Raw genomic sequence first — 15,795 nt, 5'->3', positions numbered from 1 at the left:
AGAGCATCGGCGACGAGGGTCTTCCAGGTGGTCGCGTGGACGGTTTTGTCGGCAGGACCCGTGAGCTGGCTCAACTCGACGGGGTGCTCAGCCGCGTCGCACGCGGCGGTCGGGCCGGCCACCCGGGGCGGGCGCTGCTCATGCGGGGCCGCCGCCGGGTCGGCAAGTCCCGCCTGGTGGAGGAGTTCGTCGAGCGGGCGGGCGTGCCTCACCTCTTCTTCACCGCCTCGGCGCAGCCCACCGCCGCCGCCGATCTCGCGCTCTTCGTCGCCGCCGCGGCCGACTCGACGCTGCCCGACGCGGGGCTGTTCACGGCACAGACGCCGGCGACCTGGGACGCCGCGCTCACGCTGCTCGCCGCCGCGCTGCCCACCGACCGGCCCAGTGTCGTCGTCATCGACGAGATGCCGTATCTGATCGCCACCGATCCCGGCTTCGAGGGCACCCTGCAGAAGGTCTTCGACCGGGAACTGTCCCGCCGGCCGGTTCTGGTGATCGGCATCGGTTCGGACCTCGCGATGATGGAGGCGCTGAACGACTACGGCCGTCCCTTCCACCAGCGCGCCACCGAGATGGTGATCCCGCCGCTCAGTCCGGGCGACGTGGGCGAGATGCTGGATCTGCCGCCGGCCGATGCCATCGACGCCTACCTCGTCACCGGTGGCCTGCCCCTCGTGGTGGACGACTGGGCACCCGGTGCGGGTCTGCGCGACTACCTCGCCGACGCGGTCGTCGACCCCACCTCCGCGCTGCTCGTCAGTGGCGAGCGGGCCCTCGCGGCCGAGTTTCCCCCGCAGTCCCAACCGGACGTGGTGCTCCGGGCCATCGGTGCCGGGGAACGCACCTTCTCGTCGCTCGCCCGGGCGGCGGGAATCCCGCAGGCGTCGCTGCACCGCGCGCTCCGCCTGCTCACCGAGAAGAGGATCGTCGAGGCCGCTCTTCCCCTGTCCACCCGACCCTCCCGCGAGACCCGCTATGTCGTCGCCGACCCGTACCTCCGTTTCTGGCTCGCCTTCCTCGGCCCTTACCTGCCGGAGATCGAGCGTGGCCGGGGAGACCTGACGTTGAACCGGATCGACTCCTCGTGGACCTCCTGGCGAGGACGCGCGGTCGAACCGGTCATCCGTGAGTCACTACGCCGGCTGCCGTCCGGCCATCTTCCGGCCGACACGGCCGTGGTGAACGGTTACTGGACACGTACCAACGATCCCGAGATCGACCTCGTCGGTGCCGACCGTGCTCCGGTGGCCAGGCGCATCACGTTCGTTGGCTCGATCAAGTGGCTGGAACAGGCGGCGTTCGACGCCCACGACCTGGGCCGGCTGCTTCACCATCGGGCACGCCTCCCCGGCGCGGACGAAGACACCCCGACCGTCGCGGTGGTCCGCAGTGGGCGCGCCGTCGACGGCGTCACCGTCCTCGGGCCGGAGGAACTGCTCACCGCGTGGCGGGATTGAACTGTCGCCGGTGTCCGGCCGTACCAGTGGGCGAGGATGTGGTGCGGCCGGTCCGCCGCACCGCTGCCGAGCTGCGGGAGGCCTGCCGTGCGTGTTGGTGAGCAGTCGACGGATCCCATCGACAAGGTCCTGGGCGAGGTGCCGATGCCGGCGCCGTTGACACCCGAGGACGTCCGCATCGCGGTCCGGGCGGTGGTGGTGCACGCCGCCGAGGAGTGGCCCGCGGGGCCGAAGTGCCGCAACGACGGGGCGGCGTTCCCCTGCCGGTTGCACCGTTGGGGGCGCCGGGTGCTGGCGACACACGGCCTCAACGAGCGCCAGATCGACGCGCTGATCCGGCACGGCAACCCGTTCGTGCACGTGCCCTTCCCGTTCGTGCTGACCGGCCCGTCGGCGGCCCGACCGGCCGTCCAGGCGGCCCGCCCGGGCGCGGCGCAGACTGCCCGGCCGGGCGCGGGTCAGGCGGCCCGGCCGGGCGCGGCCCCGGCGGCCCGTCCGGTCGCCGGCCAGGCGCGTGGCCCGGTCCCGCGGGTCGTCGCGCCGCCGGTGCGGCCCGGCCTGCGGCCCGGCGCCGCACGGCCGGCCCCCGCGGCCCGGCCGCGCTGGCCCCGGGCGAGCTGACCCCGGGTACGGGTCGCGGCCGGCGCGCCCGACGCGGGGCGCCCCCACCCCCCGCGTCGGGCCGTCGTGCGTCCGGATCAGTTGATTCCGCAGTCCGGGGCCGACCAGTCGGTGGTGTTCGTCGACTTGTCCCGGGTGTTCTCCCGGCGCGAGTCCACGTGCGTGTGGTCGTCGTGATCCGGGTAGCCGGGGCCGTAGATGCCACTGAAGCCCTGGTCCCGGGCCGACCGGGCGATCTCGCAGAGGGTCCGGTCCCGCGAGGTCAGGTCGGCCGCGTTGCCGTACAGGTGCTGGCTGTCGGTGGCGCCGCCGACCTGCCGGTTGCAGGCGATGCTGCGGAATCCGCTGGTGACGTAGAGCGGCTTGTCGCCGAGGCTGCGCCGCAGCGCCTCCAGCTTCCACATGGTGCGTACCGCGTTCTCCCGGGTGGCGGACGACGAGAGCGGACCCCCACTCCACCCGCCCTTGCCGCAGCCGTTGTCCAGCTCGGCGTAGCTGAAGTGCTTCGGGGTGCAGTCGTTGTCCTGGAGGTCGTAGATCTTGGCGAAGGTCCGCGGCCCGGCGACGCCGTCGGCCCGCAGTCCGTACGCGGACTGGAAACGCTTGACCGCGGCGGTCGTCTCCGGGCCGTACCGGCCGTCGACCCGGACGATGCCGGCGTACCCGGCCCAGCCGGCCACCCGGATCTGGAGCTGCCGGACGTCCTCGCCCGAGCGCCCCTGCGACAAGGTGCGGGGCCAGGTGTAGCAGCCGTCGGCGTGGGCCGCCGGTGCGGCGACGACCGTCGCGACCGCCGCCCCGGGCAGGGCCAGCGCGAACGCGACGGCCGCCCGCTTCAGGGTGTTGACGCGCACAGGAGTCCTCCCGATCAGAGTGGAAATGGGGTCGGGACGGCACATCGACCACCGCGTCCCGTCCTTCTCACCGTGACATTCGGCGGGCCTCTTCGTGGTGATTAGCGGAAATTGTTCTCACATTCGGTCATGGTCGGAGGGGAGCGGTAACGTCTGCTCCCGGGCCCGGATCGACCCCCGGGCGGGCGAGCCCCGCGGGCAGGGGAGGTGGGCGATGGCGCGTGGCGGCGTGTTCTGCGTCGAGGGGCAGTGGCACCGCGACCTCAACGAGCGCGGCTCCGTCCTGCCCACGCTCGAACTGCTCGAACGACTGAACCGGATCCGCTACATCCACAAGGACGCCGCCACCCGGGACGAGCTGTTCTACTTCCTCGACCGATGGCTGCTCAAGCAGTACGCGGACCATCGCGTCGGGTTCTTCGCCATGCACGGCGAGCCGAGCCGGCTCTGCCTCACCGACTGGGACTCGGTCGAGCTGTCCGACGTGGCCGAGCGGATGGCCGGCCGCGCCGACGGGCGTCGCCTCTACTTCGGCAGCTGCTCGGTGCTGCGTGCCTCCGACGCCACGCTGCGCGGCTTCCTCGAGGTCACCGGCGCGGCGCTGATCTGCGGCTTCACCCGCGACGTGGACTGGGTCGAGTCGGCCGCGTTCGAGACCGTGCTGCTCGACGTGCTGGCCAACGGGCAGCGGCACAATGCCGCCGAGCTGCGGATGGGCTCGGCGCACTGGGCGCCGCTCGCCGCGTACCTCGGTTTCCGGGTGATCTACGCCAACGGCCGCGCCTGGCGGCCCACCGCCCGCCCGCGCGTGCCCGAGCAGGTCGCCCCGCGCCGGGCCGCCGGCCGCCCGCGCTGAGATCCGGCCGCCGGCCTGGTAGAACCGAGGCATGCCACGCAGCATCGCGCGCAACACCCGGGTCGACCGGGACGCCCTGACCGAGTTCCTCCGCCCCCGGCACCGCGTCGTGCTGATGACCACCCGGGCCGACGGCCGCCCGCAGTCGTCCCCGGTCTCCTGCGGCGTCGACGCCGAGGGCCGGCTGGTCATCTCCACCTATCCGGAGCGGGCCAAGGTGACGAACATCCGCCGCGACCCGCGCGTCTCCGCCTGCGTGCTCTCCGACGACTGGAACGGCCCGTGGGTGCAGGTCGACGGCGTGGCCGAGGTGCTCGACCTGCCCGAGGCGCTGGAGCCGCTGGTGGACTACTTCCGCAGCATCTCCGGCGAGCACCCGGACTGGGACGAGTACCGGGCGGCCATGGTCGCGCAGGGCAAGTCGCTGATCCGCGTCACGATCGAGTCCTGGGGGCCGATCGCCACCGGCGGGTTCCCGGCCCGGCTCGCCGACTGATCAGTACGCGGCGGTGAACCGCGCGTTGCCGAACCGGGGGTTCTCGATCTCGTCGACGATCGCCACCGCGAGATCCTCGTAGGTGAGCACCGAGCGGCCCTGCGCGTCGGTCACCGGGTGGTCCGTGCCGGTGCGGTAGTGCCCGGTCCGCTCGCCGGGGTGGAACTCCAACGGCGGCGGGGAGACGTACGTCCAGGTCACCCCGTCGGCCGAGGAACGGTAGAACGCCAGCGCGTCCGCCTGCCCCTGCGCCGAGTCGCGGTACTCGGCGGGGAAGTCCGGCTCGTCCAGGAACCGGGTGCCGCTCGGGGTGAGCAGCGTCGCGCCGCCGCCGACGTGGATCACCCGCGGCGGGTCGGGCATTCCCCGCAGCGTGTCCACGAGCGTCCGCGCGGCGTCCCGCCAGAGGTCACGCTCGCCTCCGCCGATGGCCACCACCAGCACGTCCGCGTCCTCGGCCAGCTCGCGTACGCTCCGCGCCGAGGTGGCGTCGCCGGTCACCGTGCGTACGCCCGGGGGCAGGTAGCCGACCGCCTCCGGCCGGCGTACCGCGGCGGTGACCCGGTGCCCCCGCTCGGCCGCCTCGGCGGCGATCCGGGAGCCCGCCGTCCCACCGGCGCCGAACACGACGATGTCGCTCATGCCTCACAGGCTAGGCAGCCGGCCGCCGGCCGGGTGCCGTTCCGCCGGAACCGGCCGGCCCCGGCCGGTTCTGCCCGCTCAGCCGGGGGTCAGTCGACCAGCGCGGAGTAGACGAGCTGGCGCAACTGGCTGCGCAGCGGGTACGTGCTCGACGGCATGAGCTGCGTGAACAGCAGCGCGGTGACCTCCTCCACCGGGTCCACCCAGAACGCCGTGCTGGCCATGCCGCCCCAGTAGAACTCGCCGACGCTGCTGGGCACCCGGGCCGGCACCGGGTCGAGCACCACGGCGAAGCCCAGTCCGAAGCCGATCCCGTCCAGCACCGTCTCGGAGAACCCCTCCGGGGAGAACGAGGCGAGGTCCCGGCCGCCGGGCAGGTGGTTGCGGGTCATGAAGCGGACCGTGCGGGGGCCGAGCAGGCGCACCCCGTCCAGTTCGCCGCCGCGCAGCAGGAACTGGGTGAAGCGGTGGTAGTCGGCGGCGGTGGAGACCAGCCCGCCGCCGCCGGAGTGCCAGCCCGGCGCCGCCAGCGCGGCCCGGCCGATGCCGTCGGCGCGTACCGCCTGACCGGTGGCCGGGTGCGGGGCGTAGAGCGCGGCGAGCCGCTTGGCGTCTGCCTCGTCCACCCACCAGCGGGTGTCGGTCATCCCGAGCGGGCGCAGGATCCGCTCGGCGAAGAACGCGTCCAGGGACTGCCCGGAGACCACCTCGACCAGACGGCCCAGCACGTCGGTGGAGACGCCGTAGTTCCAGCTCGTCCCGGGCTGGAACAGCAGCGGCAGCGTGGCCAGGCCGGCCGAGGCCGTGGCCAGGTCCGCGCCGGCCGGCACGCCCAGGTCGAAGCCGGCCGCCCGGTAGAGGCCGTCGACCACCGAGACCTGGGCGAAGCCGTACGTCAGGCCGGCGGTGTGGGTGAGCAGGTGCCAGATCCGGATCGGCTCGGTGGCCGGCAGGGTGTACGGCTTGAGCACCGACCCCCGGTCGTAGACCCGGACGTCGGCGAACTCCGGCAGCCAGCGGCTGACCGGGTCGGTCAGCTCGAACCGGCCCTGCTCCCAGAGCATCATCGCGGCGACCGAGGTGATCGGCTTGGTCATCGAGTAGATGCGCCAGAGCGTGTCCGCCTCGACCGGCGTGCCGGCCTCCCGGTCGCGCAGCCCGTACGTCGACGAGTGGGCGATCTCGCCCCGGCGGGTGACGACGACCTGCCAGCCGGCGAGCCGGCCGTCGTCGACGTAGCGGGCGAAGTGCTCGTCGATCCGCGCCAGTCGGGCGGGATCGAAGCCGACACGGCCGGGATCGGTGCTGACTGCGACGCTCACCCCCGCGAACCTACCCGCCGGTACGGCGAGCCGGAAGTGTCGGCCGGCCACACTAGTGTCGGCGGCATGCCGGAGCCCGTCGAGGACGTCACCTACCGCCAGCAGGACTGGTACGCGGAAGAGTTGGTCGATCGGCACTTCGTGCGCTGCGAGTTCTTCGACGTCGACCTCACCGAGGCGGTCAGCCGGGGCGCGGTGTTCACGGAGTGCGTCTTCGGCACCGTGGCGTTCAACGCCTCCCGACACGTCGACTCGGCGTTCACCCGCTGCACGTTCACCCGCTGCAACCTGTTCGAGGCGGAGTTCACCGGCTGCAAGCTGGTCGGCAGCAGCTTCGACCGGTGCGACCTGCGCCCGCTCCGGGTCGACCGCGGCGACTGGTCGTTCGTCGCGCTGCCCGGCGCCGACCTGCGCGGCGCCCGGATCACCGACGTACGCATGCGCGAGGCCGACCTGACCGGCGCCGACCTGACCGGCGCGGTGCTCACCGGCGTCGACCTGTCCGGAGCCCAGTTGCACGCCGCCAAGCTGACCCGCGCCGACCTGCGCGGCAGCGACCTGTCCGCGCTCGACCCGACCGCGGTGGAACGGGCCGGGGCGCGGGTCGACGTGGAGCAGGCCGTGACACTGGTCCAGGCGCTCGGCTTCCAGGTCGGCTGACCCGGCCGCCCCGCCCGCCTCCGTGGTCGCTCGACCGCCCCGCCCCGCCGGTGCCGTCGCGCTGCCGGCCGGCGTCACGCGCCCGGCCCGGTTGGCTGGAGGTCCGGGCCTCGGTCGTCACGGTGCGTTACACCCTGTCGAGGACGACTCCTCTGAAGCGACATACCGCTGTGTCATATTTATGACCCACGGGTATATCGCTTCCCACGGAATCCTTTCTCCCGGCCGACACGCCCGGGGTGGGAGCGACGAAATTGGTTCGTGTCGGCTGCTTCTCGGAGATCGAAGCATGTGTCATCCTGCCCTGCGGCGAGCCGCGGTGATGGTCGCCGACTCCGGCGGCCGAGGGAGGGGCGGTGGCTGAGGAGGAACTCACGCAGTCCGGAATGCGGGTCGGAGGTTGGCTGCCCGCCGTGCCGGTCGAGCCCGTCGCCACGCCGCAAACGCCGGCCGCTCCGCGTCGCCTCGCCGGCGAGCCGGACGACGGCGCGTGGGAACCGGCCGCCCCGGCCGTCTCCCCGATCGACGATGCGGCACCAGCACCAGCACCGGCACCGGCACCGACCGGGCCCGCGCCGCTCGGCCCCGCGTCCGGCGGGCCCGCGCCTGGGCTGGCCCCGCTGGTCGGGCATGCCCCGGCTGGGCACTGGCCGAGCGGGCCCCAGCCGGCTGGGCTCGGTCCGGTTGGGCCGGGACCGGCTGGGCTCGGTCCGGTTGGGCCGGGACCGGCTGGGCTCGGTCCGATTGAACCGGGCTCGGGACCGGGCGGGCTCGGCGCGGGTGGACCGGGGCCGGAAGCGGGCGGGCTCGGGCCAGTTGGGCCAGGGCCGGCCGGTCCGGTGCCGGCTCAGACGTCGGCCCGGCCGGAGCGTGCCGGCCGGCGGGCGCGGGACGGCCGGCGGGCGCGGGACGGCCTGCGGGCGGTGGACGGGGACCCGTTCGGGGACGGGATGCCGGCGCTGGCCGGCCGGCACACCGCGCCGGAGAGTCTCCGCACCCGGCTCACCGGCCTGGCCGGCCCGCTCGCGACCCGGCTGCGGCACGCTCTCCGCCCGGATACGGCGCGGCCCGCGAGCGAGGCCGGGGCCACCCGGGTCGCTGCCGCCCGGGCCCGCCGCCGGCGTCGGCGAGCCGTGCTGGCCACCGCCGCGCTGACCGCGTCGGTGGTGGCGTTGGCGTACTCCGCCCGGTCGCCGACGCCGCCCGAGCGTGGCCGGGCCGTGCCGGCCGCCGGGCCGACGACGCCGGCACCGGCGCCGACGGCGGCGCCCCCGACGGTCGTGCCGGTGACCGGCGACCCGGCGCTGCCCGGCGACCCGCTGCTCGGGGTGGATCAGGAGCCGGTGCCGCCGGCGGTGTCGCTCACCCTGCTCGGCACGCGGGACTGGCGGCACTGGGGCGGCGCGGGCGCGGACAGCGTCCAGCGTAAGCAGCGCGGCACCGGCGAGATCGAGGACCCGGGCGGCGACCGGCTGGAGCACAACGCCGGGGTGTCCGGCCTGAGCTGGACGGACGGCACGCCGACGGTGCGGCAGGAGAGCACCCGGACGGGCGTCTTCCAGCGCGGTGCCGGCAAGTCCTTCAGGCTCGGTGTGGCCGGCGGCGGGGACCTGCGGACCGTCCGGCTGTTCGTCGGTGTGTTCTCGGCCGGGGCCCGGCTCGACGTCTCGCTCTCCGGCGGCGGTGATCCGGCCGTCCGGGAGGTGGCCATGGCCCAGGGCGACCGCTTCTACCAGTACGTCATCCACTTCCGGGCGCCTCGCGGCCAGCGGCTGCTGATCACCTGGCGGGCGCTCGCCGTGACCGGCGGGCAGAACGACGGGGTGTCGCTGGAAGCGATCACGGTAAGCTGACCCGCCGCTCGGCTGGACGGCGACGGGTCCGTTCTGCTACCTCTTGGTAACGAACGGGAAACGCCCGTCGGCTCACATATGGCGCAAACGGCCGGGCGGTGACACCGTGAAGCCCGTCACGCTCCGGCCGCTTCCGGCGGCGCCGCGTGAGACGAAGCGGAGGTGTGGTGGGCGAGGAGGACCGTTCGCGAACCGGCCCCGGCTCGCATCGGGAGGGCCACCCGCGTACCCGGTCCGCGCTGCGCCGACTGCGGCGCCGGCGGCGGATGGCGTTGGAGGGCCTGGCCGCGTTCCTCTGCCTGGCGGCGCTGGTGGCCTACCTCGGCACCGAGCGGCACGACGCGCCGCGCGAGGAGAGCGCGGCCCTGCCGGTGGCGCCGACCGGCCGGGTCGGGCTGCCGGGCGAAGCCGACGGCGCGGTCGCCACCCCCGGCCTGCGCCCCCGGCAGCGCCCGCCGTCCCCGAGCCCCTCGCCGTCCCCGAGCCCCTCACCGTCCACGATGGCGCCACCGACGGTCGCGGTCAGCCGGGCCGAGGTGCCCGCCTCGGTCGACCTCACCGCCGTGGGCACCGTCGACTGGGTCCACTGGGGGCTGCTGGGCGGCGACCGGACGGTTCGCAAGCGGGGCGGTTCCGGCGCGATCCGGGACGAGGGCGGCCGGGGCCGGCGGGAGAGCTTCAGCAACAACCCGGAGGCGTACGCCTGGCGGGACGGCGTGCCGGTGGCCTCGGCCAGCGGCACCATGTCCGGGGTCTACACCTGCGAACAGGGCAGCGGTTTCCGTCTCGCGGTGACCGCCGACGGGCAGTCGCGCACCGTGCACCTCTACGCCGGGCTCTGGATGGCCCGTGGCCGGCTCGACGTGCGGATCGCCGGTGGGCCGGTCAGCACGCTCCGGATGGAGGACCCGCACACCGCGCTGACCACCGACTTCACCGTCCGGTTCCGCGCGCCGCGCGGTGCGAAGCTGTTGCTGAGCTGGACCGTGGAGGAGTCCCTCGGGCAGTGCGGCAACGTCAGCCTCCAGGCCGTCGCGCTGCGCTGATCCGCGTACCGTCGGGACAGTTTGTCCGTCGCGCGCCGGGTCGACCGACGTACCTTTCCGAGGTCCCCGTCCGTCCATCCTTTGTGGAGGTTCGACCGATGAGCCGTCCCACGCCTCTCGCCCCTGCCCGCCAGTCCTCCGATCGTGGTGTGTTGCGGGACATCCCGTTGCCGCCGTACGTGACGGTGGAGGACGTCCAGTTCGCGGTGCGGGCGGTGGTGGTGCACGCGCCACGGTCCTGGTCGGGCGGGACCATCTGCCGCAACGACGCCAGCCCGCATCCGTGCCGGTTGCACCGCTGGGGCCGGCGGGTGCTCACGCTGCGCGGACTGCCGCCGGCCGAGATCGACGCGCTGGTCGAGCGGGGCGACCCCGCCGCCGCCCCGCGCCCGTACCGGCCCGGCGCCTGAACGCCGGGCCGGCGCGGGTCGGTCAGCAGAACGCCGGCTTGACCCAGGAGCACTCCCGCCCCTCCGGCACCCGTGGTGAGTCCGGTGCGGTCGGCACGGTCCGCCGGGCGGTCGCCGTCTCCTTCTCGGTGTACGTGGCCAGCGCGATCGCGATCTGGTCCTCCAGCCCCTTGACCGACGAGGTCAGGTAGTTGTTGAGGACGATCGAGAAGGCCAGCAGCCGGCCGTCGGCGTCGGTGACGTAGCCGGAGAGGCCGGACGCGCCGGTCAGGCTGCCGGTCTTGGCGTGCACGTTGTTCGCGGCGGCGGTGCCCGTCATCCGGCTGCGCAGCGTCCCGCCGACGAGCCGGTCGGTGTTGCCGGCCACCGGCAGCGCGGCGTACCAGGTGTCGAACCAGGGCTCGGCGCGCACCGCGGAGAGCAGCGTCACGAACTGGGCGGGCGGGATCAGGTTTCGTCGGGACAGGCCGGAGCCGTCACGCTGGCGCAGTGTGCCGGTGTCCATTCCGGCGTCGCCGACGTACTCACCGATCGCGGCCAGGCCGGCGGCCCAGGTGCCGGAGCCGGAGAGCATCCGGCCCAGCTCCTTGGTGAGCACCTCGGCGTGCCCGTTGTTGGAGAGCTTGAGGAACGGCACCATGAGGTCGGCCAGCGGCATCGAGTCGTGCCGCGCCAGCGGCCGGGCGGTGTCCGGGGTGGCCGTGCCGAGCACGGTCCGGCCGAGGACCCGTACGCCGTGCCGGCGCAACGCGGACCGGAAGACGTCGGCGGCGTACCCGGTCGGTTCCCAGACCGTCACCCAGTCGCTCTCGGCGGCCTGGCCGACCGCGATCTGGCCGGTCACCACGACGGTGTTGCTCCCGTGCTCCCGCTCGATGGAGACGGTGGTCTCGCCGCCGGTGACCGTCTCGGCCCGGTTGTCGATGTGCAGCCAGCCGTTGTCCGGGGTCATCGAGACCTTCGGCCGGACTCCGGCCCGCGCGCCCGGCGCGACGTCGACGATCACGGTGCCGGCGTCGTAGTCGGTGTCCGGCGCGACGGTCAGCGCGGACACCTGCGCGGCGTAGTAGTAGGGCTCGTCGTCCCAGGTCCAGTCCGGACCGAGCCGGGTGCGGTCGTAGCGGGTGTCGTCGGCGACCAGGTCGCCGGTCACCACCCGTACGCCGGCGGCGGCGACCTGCGCGGCGAGCCGGTCGTAGTCCGCCGCGAGCATGGTCGGGTCGCCGCCGCCGCGCAGGTAGAGGTCGCCGGAGAGCAGCCCGGCGCGGCGCGGCCCGGCGGCGCTGACGTCGGTGGTGAAGCGGTGCCCCGGGCCGAGCAGTTCCATCGCCGCCGTCGAGGTGAGCAGCTTGGTGTTGGAGGCGGGGACGAGCCGGCGGGTCCCGTTGCGGTCGTAGAGCGTGCGGCCGGTGGTGGTGTCGACCACGACCACGCCCGCCTGCGCACCGTCCAGCCGGCTGTCCGCGAGGATCGCGTCGATGGTCGCGTGCAGCCGGGTCTGCGCCGGGGTGGGCGCGTCGGCCGTGGCGGTGGTGGTGCCGGCGGTGGCCGCGGTGGCGACCAGCACCAGCGCCGCGAGCGCCCGGGGAAAGAGACGACGATGCATGTGCAGATGCTGCCATGGTGCTTTCCTGCGGGAAAGAGCCCGGAGCGAAAGGTTATTGCCGAACTCAGGTCCGCGGCGTGCCCATCCGCTGCGAAGCCTCCGGCCCGCTCGCGTCCCGGGGCAGGAGGAGCGGTGCGACCAGGGCGGCGAGTGCGCCGCCCAGCAGCGGGAAGACGATGAAGACCCAGAGTTGGCGCAGCGCGGTGCCGCCCTGGAACAGGGCCGGACCGAACGACCGCGCCGGGTTGACCGAGGTGCCGTCCAGCGTGAGGCCGACCAGGTGCGCGGCGGCCAGGGCGAGACCGATCGGCACCCCGGCGAACGCGGCGTGCTCACCCCGCCCGGTCACCACCAGCACCACCAGGACGAAGAGGAACGTCAGCACCGTCTCCAGCACGGCGGCGCCGCCCAGGTTGATGTGCGCGCCGTACCCGTTGGTGCCGAGCGCGCCGGTCTGGTCGGCCACGTCACCCCACCTGGTGAGCGCCCAGATCACGAACGCGGCGACGGTGGCGCCGACGAACTGCGCGACCCAGTACAGCACCGCCCCCACCGGGGAGATCTTCCCGGAGAGCAGCACGCCCAGGGTCACCGCCGGGTTGATGTGGCTGCCGGAGAGCGGCCCCATCGTGTAGACCAGCGCCAGCATGGTGAAGCCGAATGCCAGGGCGACCACCACCACGCCACCGGAGACCCGGGCGAAGACGGCGCTGCCCACGCCGAAGAAGATCAGCAGCAGCGAGCCGAGGAACTCGGCGACGTACCTGCGCGGGTCGTCCATGCCCCGAGCATAGGGAGCCGCCCGGCGGATCGGAGGAGAAACCGCTGCTCAGGCCCGTTCACCCGGCTCTATTTGACGGATCCGCCGGCAGCGGGCACGGTGGGTGGTGAGGGGCTGTCCGACCGCCCCCCTGTATTGCGGCGAAGCAGCGTTTCGTCCGCTTCCGGGTCGCGAGCCGACCGCGTGGGCCGAGTCGCCCGCGAATCCGAGAAACCAGCCATGAGGAGTTCCGCCATGCTGACCATGACCGACAACGCCGTCCTGGTGATCCGTGACCTCGCCGCCCAGCAGGACGTGGCCGACGCGGGTGGGCTGCGCATCGCCGCCGACACCGAGGCCGGCGCGCTCTCCATCGAGCTGGTCCCGGCGCCCGTGCAGGGCGACCAGGTGGTGGACGACCAGGGTGCGCGGATCTTCCTGGACCCGGACGCCGCCGAGCTGCTCGACGACACCTCGGTCGACGCGGTGGTGGACGAGGAGGGCGTGGTCCAGTTCGGTTTCACCGAGAAGGAGTGACTCAGCCGGCGCGGCGGGCCTCCCCGCCGCGCTGCGGCCGGCCGGCGCGCCCCCACTCCGGCGCGTCCTGGCCGGGCCGCCACGAACCGCCGCGCTGCTCCCGGTCCGGTCGGACCAGCGCGGCCAGCACGTGGGCCAGGTGGTGTGACGTGCTCCAGGCGATCCAGTTGGCCGGCGAGCCCGCACCCGCGCCGCGCCGGGCCCGGCGCAACACCTCGTGGTCGCCCCAGGAGAAGCCCGACCCGGCCGCCGGCCAGTGCGGGGCGGCGACCAGCGTGCGGCACAGGTCGGCGAGGCGCTCGTCGCCCCGGCCACCCCGCCGGCACCAGCGGTAGATCCACCACGCGCCGTGGTCCGCCCACCGCAGCGTCGGCAGCCGGTCGCCGGGCGCGTCCGCGTCGCGTGCCGCGCAGCCCACCCCGTAGTCGGCGTAACCCAGTCGCAGGTCGGCCAGGCGTTGCCAGAGCAACCAGTCGTAGCGGTCCAGGCGTACCGGCTCGTCGACCGGGAGCCGGGACAGCGCCGGTGGCATCCCGCCCGCCGCCACGGTGACCGTGCGCCAGGCGTGCCGCCGGGCCCACTCCGCCGCGCGTCGCACCCGTGGCTCGGCCAGCCGGACGTCGGCCAGGCAGCACACGTCGCCTGCGTCCAGCAGCAGGTCGCACTGCTCCGGCACCAGCCCGGTGGACCGCCACACCCGTTCCGCCGCGGCGGTGGCGGCGTCCGGCCCGACCCGGTCCGGCCCGATCCGCAGCCGGACCACCGCCCGGCCCGCCCCGGCCCGGGCCGCGGCGCCGTGCGCGCCCAGCCGCCGGTCACTCTCCGCGAGCCCGATCACCGGCATCAGGGGTACGCCCCAGTGGACCGGGTCGTGTTCCGGGGTGTCCGGCAGCGCCGACACGTCGACGGCCGGCAGGAGCGTGGCGGGCAGCCGTCGCAGCGCCGCCACCGGGTCCGGCTCGTCCGCCGGCACGTCGACGATCGGGGCGAGCAGCGCGGCGGCGGTGTCGTCGAGGTGGGCCAGGGCCTCCAACTCGCCCCGTCGCCCGGCCAGCACGGGACGGTAGACCGGGTCCGGCGGCCAGCCGCCGGGTGCGGACACCATACTTCAATGTAGCGGTTCGATTGCTCTCCGTCACCGCCTCCTTTCGGGTGGTCAGCGTCCCCGTTGACACGGCGGAGGGCACGGTGGTGGCATGGTCTCCGCGGGCACGGCCGGGCATGGACGGGCAACCATGACCACCCCTGAGCCGCCCCGTGCCCGGGTCGGCCCGCCCGGAAGGCCACCCCATGACCCCGCAGTCCCGCCTCCGGCTCGGCGCGGCCCTGACCGCCGCCGCGGCCGCGCTGCTCGTCGCCGGTCAACTGCCCGCGCTCGCGGTCGACGACCCGCCCGCGCCGGTGACCGGCAACGCCACCCACTTCGACGGCCTCGGCTCCCCGTACGGCGGCTGTGGCCTGCCGCAGTCCGAACTGGACTCGCCGGACTTCGTCGCGCTCAACGTCTACGACCTGCCCGGCGACTACACGTCCTATCCGATCCGGCCGCTGCCACCGGACCAGGCGAGCCGGATCGGGCTGTGGAACAACGGCCTCAACTGCGGCCGGTTCGTCCGGGTGACCATCGGGGACCGGTGTACCGGCACCAACGACGGCGCGCCCGGGCAGCCGTTCTGCCGCAACGGCTCCTGGGTCGCCGACGGCTACAACGGCGCCACCCTGACCATGGTGGTCGCCGACTCCTGCGGCGACGGCAACGCCTGGTGCCGGGACGACCGGAACCATCTGGACCTGTCCACCGCCTCGCTGAACCGCTTCGCGCGCGGCGGTGTCCCGGTCGGTGACCTCTATCCGAGCCACTGGAACAACCGGCAGGTCTCCTGGTCGTTCGTGCCGGCGCCCGGCTACTCCGGCGACCTCCGGATCGCGTTCCTGCGCGGCGCCCAGCGGTACTGGCCGGCCATCGCGGTCTCCCACCTGCCCAACGGCATCCACGGGGTGGAGTACCTGGCCGACGGGGTGTGGCGGGCCGCCACCATGAACAGCGACATGGGCCAGTCGTACGTGCTCGGCGCCACCACCGCCGGCGGCGTCGACTTCCAGATCCGGGTGCGGGACGTCACCGGCGCGCTGGTGGGCGGCGGCCGGGTGTACCGGTTCGCGCTGCCGGCCTCGTGCGGCGGCACCTGCTCCGCCGCGTACACGCCGGTCAGCTACACCACGTCGGACGGCCCGTCGGCCCCGCCGAGCGGGTCGCCGAGTCCGACCGCGTCGCCGAGTCCGACCGCGTCGCCGAGCCCGACCGGGTCGCCGAGCCCGACCGGGTCGCCGACCGGATCGGGGTGCGCGGCGGCCTGGACGGTCACCGGCGCGTGGGCCGGCGGCTTCCAGGCCGAGGTGACGGTCCGCAACACCGGCACGTCCGCCGCCACCGGCTGGCGCAGTGAGGTCGCCTTCGCCGGTGGGCAGCGGCTGGTGAACGCCTGGAACGCCGGCGCGACGCAGTCCGGGGCGCGGGTGACCGCCACGAACGCGTCCTGGAACGGTGCGCTGCCGGCCGGCGGCACCACCAGTTGGGGTCTGGTCGTCTCCGGCGACAACCAGCCGCCGACCGAGGTGAGTTGCACGCTGCGGTGACCACGGCGGGGCCGGGCGCGGATCCGCTCCGCACCCGG

The 15,795-nt window shown here is 74.3% G+C and carries 16 protein-coding genes; 10 read left to right on the top strand and 6 right to left on the bottom strand.

The window, feature by feature from the left end:
* The first annotated feature begins 35 nt into the window (after nucleotides 1-35).
* Complete coding sequence (locus AB0B02_RS19675; protein WP_357302149.1) at nucleotides 36-1,457, top strand: DUF234 domain-containing protein; 1,422 nt, start codon at nucleotides 36-38, stop codon at nucleotides 1,455-1,457.
* 87 nt (nucleotides 1,458-1,544) lie between these two features.
* Nucleotides 1,545-2,078, top strand: coding sequence for a hypothetical protein (locus tag AB0B02_RS19670; protein ID WP_357302146.1), 534 nt, complete (start codon nucleotides 1,545-1,547; stop codon nucleotides 2,076-2,078).
* Nucleotides 2,079-2,155: 77 nt separating this feature from the next.
* Here the strand turns inward: AB0B02_RS19670 and AB0B02_RS19665 are convergent, their stop codons facing one another.
* A complete protein-coding gene (locus AB0B02_RS19665) occupies nucleotides 2,156-2,932 on the bottom strand; it encodes a D-Ala-D-Ala carboxypeptidase family metallohydrolase (RefSeq protein WP_281936166.1) in 777 nt (258 codons plus the stop codon).
* Between the two features lie 214 nt (nucleotides 2,933-3,146).
* Between AB0B02_RS19665 and AB0B02_RS19660 the strand changes: the two genes are divergently transcribed.
* Complete coding sequence (locus AB0B02_RS19660) at nucleotides 3,147-3,788, top strand: hypothetical protein (protein ID WP_281936164.1); 642 nt, start codon at nucleotides 3,147-3,149, stop codon at nucleotides 3,786-3,788.
* 31 nt (nucleotides 3,789-3,819) lie between these two features.
* Nucleotides 3,820-4,284: a PPOX class F420-dependent oxidoreductase gene (locus AB0B02_RS19655; protein WP_281936162.1), complete on the top strand. Its 465-nt coding sequence runs from the start codon at nucleotides 3,820-3,822 to the stop codon at nucleotides 4,282-4,284.
* Here AB0B02_RS19655 and AB0B02_RS19650 read toward each other — a convergent pair whose 3' ends face one another.
* Complete coding sequence (locus AB0B02_RS19650; RefSeq protein WP_281936161.1) at nucleotides 4,285-4,926, bottom strand: NAD(P)H-binding protein; 642 nt, start codon at nucleotides 4,924-4,926, stop codon at nucleotides 4,285-4,287. It lies immediately after the preceding gene.
* A gap of 89 nt (nucleotides 4,927-5,015) precedes the next feature.
* Entirely contained in the window at nucleotides 5,016-6,248 is a 1,233-nt protein-coding gene (locus AB0B02_RS19645) for a serine hydrolase domain-containing protein (RefSeq protein WP_281936160.1), read from the bottom strand.
* A 66-nt stretch (nucleotides 6,249-6,314) separates the two neighbouring features.
* Between AB0B02_RS19645 and AB0B02_RS19640 the strand changes: the two genes are divergently transcribed.
* The 4 genes from AB0B02_RS19640 (at nucleotide 6,315) to AB0B02_RS19625 (ending at nucleotide 10,217) form a co-directional block, all read left to right on the top strand.
* On the top strand, nucleotides 6,315-6,908 hold the full coding sequence (locus AB0B02_RS19640; RefSeq protein WP_107162367.1) for a pentapeptide repeat-containing protein: 594 nt from the start codon (nucleotides 6,315-6,317) through the stop codon (nucleotides 6,906-6,908).
* 839 nt (nucleotides 6,909-7,747) lie between these two features.
* Nucleotides 7,748-8,761 (top strand): hypothetical protein, encoded by a 1,014-nt coding sequence (locus AB0B02_RS19635; RefSeq protein ID WP_357302140.1) that lies wholly within the window; start codon nucleotides 7,748-7,750, stop codon nucleotides 8,759-8,761.
* 167 nt (nucleotides 8,762-8,928) lie between these two features.
* A complete protein-coding gene (locus AB0B02_RS19630) occupies nucleotides 8,929-9,807 on the top strand; it encodes a hypothetical protein (RefSeq protein ID WP_281936154.1) in 879 nt (292 codons plus the stop codon).
* 98 nt (nucleotides 9,808-9,905) lie between these two features.
* Nucleotides 9,906-10,217 carry a hypothetical protein gene (locus tag AB0B02_RS19625; protein ID WP_107162369.1) on the top strand — a complete coding sequence of 104 codons (312 nt, stop codon included), beginning with the start codon at nucleotides 9,906-9,908 and terminating at the stop codon, nucleotides 10,215-10,217.
* Nucleotides 10,218-10,239: 22 nt separating this feature from the next.
* Here the strand turns inward: AB0B02_RS19625 and dacB are convergent, their stop codons facing one another.
* Together dacB and AB0B02_RS19615 are read right to left on the bottom strand one after the other, a co-directional pair.
* Nucleotides 10,240-11,823, bottom strand: coding sequence for a D-alanyl-D-alanine carboxypeptidase/D-alanyl-D-alanine-endopeptidase (gene dacB / locus AB0B02_RS19620; RefSeq protein ID WP_281936150.1), 1,584 nt, complete (start codon nucleotides 11,821-11,823; stop codon nucleotides 10,240-10,242).
* Between the two features lie 64 nt (nucleotides 11,824-11,887).
* Entirely contained in the window at nucleotides 11,888-12,604 is a 717-nt protein-coding gene (locus AB0B02_RS19615) for an aquaporin (protein ID WP_281936148.1), read from the bottom strand.
* A 234-nt stretch (nucleotides 12,605-12,838) separates the two neighbouring features.
* Between AB0B02_RS19615 and AB0B02_RS19610 the strand changes: the two genes are divergently transcribed.
* The gene (locus tag AB0B02_RS19610; protein ID WP_281936147.1) at nucleotides 12,839-13,120 is read left to right on the top strand and encodes an iron-sulfur cluster biosynthesis family protein; all 282 of its coding nucleotides are present in this window, start codon (nucleotides 12,839-12,841) and stop codon (nucleotides 13,118-13,120) included.
* 1 nt (nucleotide 13,121) lies between these two features.
* On the opposite strand, the gene AB0B02_RS19605 is transcribed toward AB0B02_RS19610, so the two are convergent.
* Nucleotides 13,122-14,225, bottom strand: coding sequence for a hypothetical protein (locus tag AB0B02_RS19605; protein ID WP_357302134.1), 1,104 nt, complete (start codon nucleotides 14,223-14,225; stop codon nucleotides 13,122-13,124).
* Nucleotides 14,226-14,410: 185 nt separating this feature from the next.
* Here AB0B02_RS19605 and AB0B02_RS19600 point away from each other — a divergent pair, with 185 nt between their 5' ends.
* On the top strand, nucleotides 14,411-15,757 hold the full coding sequence (locus AB0B02_RS19600; RefSeq protein WP_357302131.1) for a cellulose binding domain-containing protein: 1,347 nt from the start codon (nucleotides 14,411-14,413) through the stop codon (nucleotides 15,755-15,757).
* The last annotated feature ends 38 nt before the right edge of the window (nucleotides 15,758-15,795 follow it).

This window comes from Micromonospora sp. NPDC049240 (assembly GCF_040647835.1).
Classification (GTDB): domain Bacteria; phylum Actinomycetota; class Actinomycetes; order Mycobacteriales; family Micromonosporaceae; genus Micromonospora.
This window is presented reverse-complemented; position numbering and strand designations above follow the sequence as displayed.